This window comes from Mesorhizobium sp. M2E.F.Ca.ET.219.01.1.1 (genome assembly GCF_004016445.2).
In the GTDB taxonomy this organism is placed as follows: Bacteria; Pseudomonadota; Alphaproteobacteria; order Rhizobiales; family Rhizobiaceae; genus Mesorhizobium.
The window spans coordinates 1-289 of record NZ_SADT02000254.1 but is presented as its reverse complement, the minus strand read 5'-3'; the positions used below and the strand labels follow the sequence as shown (position 1 = coordinate 289).

Sequence of the window (289 nt, the reverse complement as noted above, 5' to 3'; positions counted from 1 at the left end):
GCCTCGGCGCGTTTCCGCTTCAACCTCAACGTCGCGGTGCCGGAAGGCAGCGAGCCGGACGAGAAGCACATCGGCTGGTCGAAGGCCAATGGCGGCAAGCTCAACTTCACCCGCTCGGCCGAGGAGGCCGTCCATCAGGCCGACTGCGTCGTCACCGACTGCTGGGTGTCGATGGGCCAGGAACACCGTGCCCGCGGTCACAATGTCTTCTCGCCCTATCAGGTCAACGCCGCGCTGATGGCCAAGGCAAAGCCCGACGCCCTGTTCATGCATTGCCTGCCGGCCCATC

At 65.7% G+C, this 289-nt stretch carries 1 pseudogene; it reads left to right on the top strand.

Going from position 1 to position 289, the window contains the following annotated elements:
* Positions 1–289, top strand: a pseudogene (locus tag EN862_RS35735) (ornithine carbamoyltransferase); the annotation flags it as partial.